This is a genomic window from Thauera linaloolentis 47Lol = DSM 12138 (genome assembly GCF_000310205.1).
GTDB lineage: Bacteria > Pseudomonadota > Gammaproteobacteria > Burkholderiales > Rhodocyclaceae > Thauera > Thauera linaloolentis.
In genome coordinates, this window is sequence record NZ_AMXE01000123.1 from 1 (window position 1) to 7,223 (window position 7,223).

Consider the following 7,223-nt stretch of genomic DNA (forward strand, 5'->3'; position numbering starts at 1 on the left):
CGCCCCGGCCTGGACGCCGATGCCGCGCGCAACCCCGCGCTACTGGCCGCCGGCGCCCGGCCCGGCGCACTGGCGCCGGTGCGCGCCTCGGACAAGCGCATCGTCAACGGCCAGGGCGACATCAACCAGCTCGCGCCCTTCAAGTACCCCTGGGCGTGGGAGTTCTTCCTCAACGCCAACAAGAACCACTGGACGCCGCTGGAAATCTCCATGGCGCAGGACGTGCACGACTACCACCACCGCCTGACGCCCGCCGAGCGCCACCTGTTCGAGAACGTGCTTTCCTATCTCACCACCTCCGACATCCTCGCCATGCGCAACATCGGCCTGGCGGTGATGGAGAAGATGACCGCGCCCGAACTGCAGATCTACCAGGCCCGCCAGGTGTACGAAGAGGCGCTGCACACCTGGACCTACCAGCACTGCATCGAAAGCCTCGGCCTGGACCAGCAGGAAATCTACAACCGCTACCGCGTCGTGCCCGAGATCCACGGCAAGATCGCGCTCGCCAACCGCCGCCTGGAGCGGGTGATGCGCGCCGACTTCGACCTCGGCGACCGCGACAACCTGCACGAATTCGCCCTCTCCTACCTGTTCTTCGCCGGCATCTTCGAAGGCTGCTGGTTCTACAACGGCTTCTCGCCGATCTTCGCACTGCAGCGGCGCGGGCTGATGAAGGGCACCGCCGAGCAGTTGCAGTACATCATGCGCGACGAAGTCCTGCACTGCGCCTTCGGCATCCGCGTGGTGCGCACGCTGATCGCCGAGGAAAACCTGCAGCTCGACCCCGCCGCCATCACCCGCCTGTGGGAAGAAGCCGAAGCCGCGGAGGCGGCCTATGCCGGCTACCTGCTGCGCGAACCCTTGCTCGGCTACTCCGCCGCACAGCACATGGGCCAGTTCCGCTACATCGCCAACCGCCGCGCCCGCCAGCTCGGCCTGCCCGAACCCTTCCCCGGCGCCGAGAACGTGCTGCCCTGGCTGGACGAGCAGGCCAACCTGCGCAAGGAGAAGAACTTCTTCGAGACCCGCGTCACCGAGTACCAGACCGGTGGCGCGCTGGCCTGGGAGTAAAGGACGCCGACGCCGGGCGACGGATAGCTTTTCATTGCGCTGTTGCCCAAAAAGCCCCCACGCTCATCCGCTGCGCGAACTCGCTACTCTCCCAGAGGGCTTTTACGTCTTCGGGCGGTCCGGCAGCATGACAAGCCGTTTCTTCACCTGCTCGCACTGGCCAACACCGCTTGATGTCTTTGAAAGCGTAATGCTTAACGACCAGAATTTTCGGTGTCGGGTGCAGCACCGACATATTTCATGATGGCCTGCTCGATGCGGCTGTCGTTCCAACTGCGTAGTTGGGTCAGAAACGCTTGAGGGAGCAGGCCGTCCTCGGGAAATTTCATTTGCAGCAACCCAGGAATGTATTCGTCCAAACTGCTGGCTCCATCTGAGGCGACACGCAACGTACGATCTAACTCAGCCCAAAAGGTAGCCCCCTGCCGATAGGCCAGTTCCAGCGCTCGCGGTCTGTCGATGGCAAACATCCCTTCGACTTCGGCGAAACGCTGCTCGACTTCCCTGTCTGGATCAATGAACTGCCGTATCAGCTTTTCGGCCGTTGCTGCATCATGGATGGCTCTTTGCATTGCGCGCAGCCCATAGTATTGGGCGATGCTTTCATTGATCCAGGCGGGCAGTTCGGGAAGCTCCCCACGCCGGGCATCCGCCAGTTGATGGAATTGTTCGTGGGCCATGATCATGAATGTGACGGCCAGATGGTCGGGCACATTCTTGTCGCCGCCGATCATGTAATTCGCCAGAAAGCTCCTGCTTCCGGCCGCTCCACCGGCACGTCCGTGCCGCGCATCAATGCCGACCCACACGACTAGCAGTGCCCGCTCTCTTTCCGGCACCGGGGTATCGGCATACACAACATCGCCCAGATAATGCAGTGCCTGCGCATGCGACGACATCAGCCCCAGGTGATGCACGCGCTGCCAATCATCGGCCACGTAGCGAACGGTGAAGTCGCCTACACGCCGATGTTCAATCCCGGGGGTGCCCACCACGAAGAATTCTGGGGCGTTGTTGTCGGCCGGGACTCGCCACCCTCCTTTATCCATAGGCGTGGCGCCGAGCAACTCGGTGCCGGCATCGGCTGGCCGCAAGGTACTTTGTTGCGAGTTGGCTTCCACCACGCGCAGCAGCGATGTCGGTTCAGACAGCAGAACCCACTTCCTCTGAGCCATCGAGACACTGGCCTGAGCAGAGACGTCAACCGTACCGTCCCGCATCGTCGGCGGGCTCACTGTCCATATCACCTCCTTGCATCCCTCCGGCGCAATCCAGCCTCCGTCGCCGTCTTTCGCGAGCGGCTCCGTGCCACCTTCGCAGCGCGGGGACTCCACCTGCTGGTGAAGTCCCCAAGCTACGCCACGTGCAGCGAGTTTTCGACCTGCGGCTCCCTCGTCCGGTGGGAGCTTGAAAGCAATCTCCAGACCATAAGAGTCGTCACCGACCCACCGAACCGTGTATTCACTTTCGGCATATGCCTCTACCCAAAAACCATAGAGAACTGACGCAAAAAGTGCCGATCTTAAAAATGATATGGCTGAGAATTGCGGCTTCCTACCCATCTTCAACATTTCGTAGATTGTCATGAAAAAGAACTTTAGCCTGCGGATTATTCAGTCGACCTTCAACTCATAGCTGGTGCTGCGTCCCCCCGATTCTGAGCGTTGCAACACTCCCCGCTCAAGCAAGTCGTTGATGTCTCGAAGCGCGGTATCAGATGAGCACTTCGCCAGCGTGGCCCACTTGCTGGTGGTGAGCTTGCCTTCAAACCCATCCAGCAGGCGGTTAAGTACCCTGATCTGGCGTGCGTTCAAGGCGGTTCCTTGCTGTCGCTGCCAGAATCGGGCCTTTATCAGCACGGCATCCAGCATCCCGTGGGCGTGGTTTACCGCTTCGTCCAGCATCCGGAAGAACCACAGCAGCCACTCTGTGACTTCCAGCGTGCCTTTTTGAGTGCGCTCCAGCATGTCGTAGTAGGCCTTGCGCTCGCGCTGGATCTGCGCCGACAAGCTATAGAACCGCTGTGGGCTGCCATCAGCGCGGGCCAGCAGCAGATCACCGATAGCGCGTGCAATGCGACCGTTGCCATCATCAAACGGATGCAAGGTGACGAACCACAGATGCCCCAGCCCGGCGCGGATCAAGGCCGGTTCCATGGTCTTGGGACCGTTCATCCATGCTAGAAACCGGTCCATCTCCGGGGGCAGGTACTCTGCGGGCGGCGCTTCGTAATGCACCTTCTGGCGCCCGACCGGACCTGAGACCACTTGCATAGGCCCATGTGCATCATCGCGCCATGTACCGGTGCTGATCTTGCCAAGACCGGAATACCCAGTTGGGAACAGCGCCGCATGCCATCCGAAGAGGCGTTCTGCGGTGAGAGCTTGAGCGCTGTTGCTCGTCGCGTCGAGCACCATGTCCACGACACCCTCAACATGGCGGTCAACGGGTGCGAGAGAGCCGATGTCCACACCCAGACGGCGGGCAATGGAAGAACGCACCGAAGCTACATTCAGGTGTTCGCCCTCGATCTCGCTGGTCCTGAGTACGTCATCCGTCAGTGCAGCCAGGCAGGCCTCGCCGCGCAGGCCTAAGCCTATGTCGGCGAATCGCCCTAGAAGTAGGCCTTGAGCATGACTGACCCGTGCCATCGGCTCAGCCAGCGCCGCGAGATCGTAGCGCCAGCGAGGCCAGTCGGAAGACTGCCAAATGTAGAGATAATCACCGCCATTCATGCGGTGATTATGGCGGGCATTCACCGCACGGGCAAACCATTCACCGCAAGAACAGCGTTGAATGAGGGTAGCCTACCGCAACGATGAGAACTTGCCAGGACAGCCTGAAGAAGACGAGCCCCTCTTCTGCGCAGTGTCGCCGGCCATGCCGGCAAGCGCGCCTGCTAAGCTTGGCCCCGCATCGTGATGCCCGCCACGGCGCGGCATCGAGGGGGAGCCCCCCGCCACTACACCAAGCTTGCGAGGAAGACATGAAAGCACTGACACTCAAATCCCCGGGCGGCCTGGAGAACATCGTCCTCGACGACGTCGCCGATCCCGGAAGGCCCGGCAAGGGAGAAATCCGCGTTGCGATCAAGGCCAGTTCGCTGAACTACCACGACCTGCTCGTGGCTGCGGGGGCCTTCCCCACCGAAGACGGACGGATCCTGCTGTCGGATGGCGCCGGCATCGTGGAGGAAACCGGAGAAGGCGTGGATGAATTCAAGCCCGGGGACCACGTGGTGTCGACCTTCTTCCCGGTGTGGCCCGCAGGGCCGGCGACACCCGCGGTGGGCGGATTCGCGCACACGCCCGGCGACGGCGCCCAGGGCATGGCGTGCGGGCACGTCGTGCGCCCGGCGGGCGCCTTCACCCATGCCCCGCGCGGATGGACGCATCGCGAAGCCGCGACCATCACCACGTCCGGCCTCACCGCGTGGCGCGCCCTGGTCGTGAACGGCAGGCTGAAGGCCGGCGAAACCGTCCTCGTGCAGGGCACCGGGGGCGTATCGATCGCCGCGCTGCAACTCGCCAAGGCGATGGGCGCATACGTCATCGCCACATCCTCATCCGACGACAAGCTGGCCAAGGTGAAACGGCTTGGCGCCGACCTGACGATCAACTACCGGAACGAACCCGAGTGGGGCCGGAAGGCGCTCGAACTCACCCACGGCTTCGGCGTCGACCATGTCGTGGAAGTCGGCGGGCCGGCAACGCTGGGGCAATCGCTCACGGCGCTGAAGGTCGGCGGCCACATCGCGCTGATCGGCCTGCTCTCCGGAACCGATGCCAGCCTGCCGATCCTGTCCGTGCTCGCCAAGCACGCGCGGATCGAAGGCCTGATCGTGGGCAGCCGGCAAGAGCAGAAGGATTTCGTGCGGGCGCTCGATCTGATGGAGGCGCGGCCAGTCATCGACCAGGTGTTTCCATACGCCGATCTCGCCGCCGCCTTCGCGCACCAGCAGAGCGGGCAGCATTTCGGCAAGATCTGCGTGGAGTGGTGAACGGTGAAGCGGTGAGCACCGCCGGCGGGGCCAGCCCCCGCCGGACCGCCGGCAACGGCCAGCGCGACGAACCCCGTCGATTCGCGTTCCATGCCGTCCCCCCGTTCGCAAAGACTTCGCGGTACGCCGGCCGGCCGATGAAGGGCCGCGTCGCCCGCGCCCTCATCGCTTGCCCTTCAGCTCCACGTACAGCAGCACCACGCCGACCAGCAGGATCACGCCGCCGATCCCCGCGTAGCCGGCGGCGAACGAGCCACTGACGCCAACCAGCGCGGCGAAGGCCGGCGGGCCGAGCACGACGCCGAAATAGGTGAAGAACAGGGTGCCGCCGGTCAGCGTACCGGCCTGGCCCGGCGGCGAGAGCTGGGCGACACGCGCCAGGTAGACGCCGTTCCAGCCGATTGCGGTCGCGCCGAACACCATGCTCACGGCGATGACGATGACGAGCGGCCAGTCCGGCTCGAACAGCGCGGTGATCAGCGAAGCGGCCGCCATCGCGAACGCGAGCAAGCACAGCACCAGGTTCGGCGCCTTCCAGCGGTCGGCCGCGTAGCCCCACAGCAGGCGTCCGCCCGCCCCGGCGAACTGGGACAAGGACAGCACGAAACCGGCGGTGACCAGCGAAGCACCGTATTCCACGGTGAGATAGGTCACCAGGTAAGTGGTCAGGCACAACTGCATCGCGCTCAGGAAGAAGGTGCACAAGGCCAGATTGCGGATGTCGCGATGAGCGAAGACCTGGGCCAGCGGACGCAGCACGCCGCCCAGCGACACCTTGCGCCGGGGGTCGCGATCGGCGTCGAAGTCGGCACGCACCCCCTGGGCGATCAGCGCCATGGCTGCGCAGGCGGCGCCCACCGCGAGCGCGGCGCCCTGCCAGTTCGACAGCAGCACCAGCGGCGGCACGGCCAGGCCGGCCAGCGCGCCGCCCAGCGGCACGCCGGTCTGCTTCACCGAGAACAGAAAGCCCATGCGGTGCGCGGGCGTGGTACGGGCCAGGATGTGGGAGCTCGACGGCGTGATCGGCCCGTAGCCGGAGCCAATCAGCAGGGCGCTCACCACCAGCGACCACACCGCCCCGACCGCAGCGAACGCCAGCCCCAGAGCGGACAGTAGCAGGCAGGCCTGGCTGACGCGGATCGCGCCATAGCGCCCTACCAGGTTGCCGCTCGCCAGCGTAGACAGCATCGCGCCCACATAGACGAGCGCGATGAACACACCGACCAGCGCGGCCGGCAGCCCGGTGGTGCGCGCCGCTTCCGGCGCCAGCACCGGCACCGTCAGCGCGGCCATGGTGGCGAGTATCTGGATCGCGAGGGTGATGCTCAGCGGAATGATCATCGCCGCCTCGCTTCGTAGCCGTCCTTGCCGGCGGGGGAGACGCAGCCCTTCATTCGATGGACTCCGGTGAAATCGCGCCGTCTTGCGGCGGCTTGCGGTATCTGAAGGTGCCGACGCCCTTGGCGACGATCCGCCCTTCGGCGTCGAGTATTTCGGCTTCGCAGAAGCAAGTGGATCGGCCACCGCCGATGGCGCGCGCGTCGACCCGCAGCCGGCCGCTGCCGGGGCTGAGGAAGCTTGCCGTCACGCCGATCGACACCACCGACAGCCGGAAGCCCTGGCGCGCCATCGCCGCCCGCGCCATCGTGGTGTCGAGCAGGGTCAGCAGCACGCCGCCATGGACCTTGCCGTGCATGTTGGTCAATTCCGGCCGCGATTCGAGCGCGACCCGCGCCCATCCCGGCCCGATGCCGTCATCGACGGCGCCGAGCAGGTCGAGGAAGGGATTGCGGAAGCTGGGCGGTGTCAGCACCGGTTCGCCGCCGTCCTGCGCAAGCGGCTCGCCGGACCGGGGCGCTCGCTCAGGCGGCGGGCTGGACATTGGCCACCTCGACGAGATTGCCGTCGGGATCGCGGCAGTAAACGGGGCGGATCGGCGCGGTAGCGCCGGTGCGCGGCACATGGGCATAGAAGGCGATCGTGGCGTCGATGTCCGCCACGGTGAGGACCAGATGGTCCAATGAATCGATCTTCATCGAACGATCTCCTGTCGGCTCGGGTTCATGGGGGCGGGACCGGTCGTTCACATCATTCCGAGCGCGGTGGGCAGCCAGGTGGAGATGATGGGCACGTAGGTGACCAGCATCAG

The 7,223-nt window shown here is 64.7% G+C and carries 7 protein-coding genes; 2 read left to right on the forward strand and 5 right to left on the reverse strand.

The features are described 5' to 3' along the window. Positions 1-9: 9 nt before the first annotated feature. Positions 10-1,074, forward strand: coding sequence for a ribonucleotide-diphosphate reductase subunit beta (locus C666_RS17950; protein WP_248637696.1), 1,065 nt, complete (start codon positions 10-12; stop codon positions 1,072-1,074). Positions 1,075-1,268: 194 nt separating this feature from the next. Here C666_RS17950 and C666_RS17955 read toward each other — a convergent pair whose 3' ends face one another. Further along, on the reverse strand, positions 1,269-2,660 hold the full coding sequence (locus C666_RS17955; protein ID WP_154666178.1) for a hypothetical protein: 1,392 nt from the start codon (positions 2,658-2,660) through the stop codon (positions 1,269-1,271). A gap of 27 nt (positions 2,661-2,687) precedes the next feature. Beyond that, complete coding sequence (locus C666_RS17960; protein WP_028792196.1) at positions 2,688-3,809, reverse strand: Fic family protein; 1,122 nt, start codon at positions 3,807-3,809, stop codon at positions 2,688-2,690. Positions 3,810-4,060: 251 nt separating this feature from the next. Here C666_RS17960 and C666_RS17965 point away from each other — a divergent pair, with 251 nt between their 5' ends. Continuing rightward, positions 4,061-5,074, forward strand: coding sequence for a zinc-dependent alcohol dehydrogenase family protein (locus tag C666_RS17965; RefSeq protein ID WP_004346747.1), 1,014 nt, complete (start codon positions 4,061-4,063; stop codon positions 5,072-5,074). 162 nt (positions 5,075-5,236) lie between these two features. Here the strand turns inward: C666_RS17965 and C666_RS17970 are convergent, their stop codons facing one another. The 3 genes from C666_RS17970 to C666_RS20755 are packed head-to-tail and all read right to left on the reverse strand — an operon-like array spanning position 5,237 to position 7,110. Then, positions 5,237-6,415: an MFS transporter gene (locus C666_RS17970; protein ID WP_004346750.1), complete on the reverse strand. Its 1,179-nt coding sequence runs from the start codon at positions 6,413-6,415 to the stop codon at positions 5,237-5,239. A 49-nt stretch (positions 6,416-6,464) separates the two neighbouring features. Beyond that, a complete protein-coding gene (locus C666_RS17975) occupies positions 6,465-6,887 on the reverse strand; it encodes a PaaI family thioesterase (protein WP_028792195.1) in 423 nt (140 codons plus the stop codon). A gap of 49 nt (positions 6,888-6,936) precedes the next feature. Further along, complete coding sequence (locus C666_RS20755; protein WP_004346754.1) at positions 6,937-7,110, reverse strand: VOC family protein; 174 nt, start codon at positions 7,108-7,110, stop codon at positions 6,937-6,939. Between the last annotated feature and the right edge of the window lie 113 nt (positions 7,111-7,223).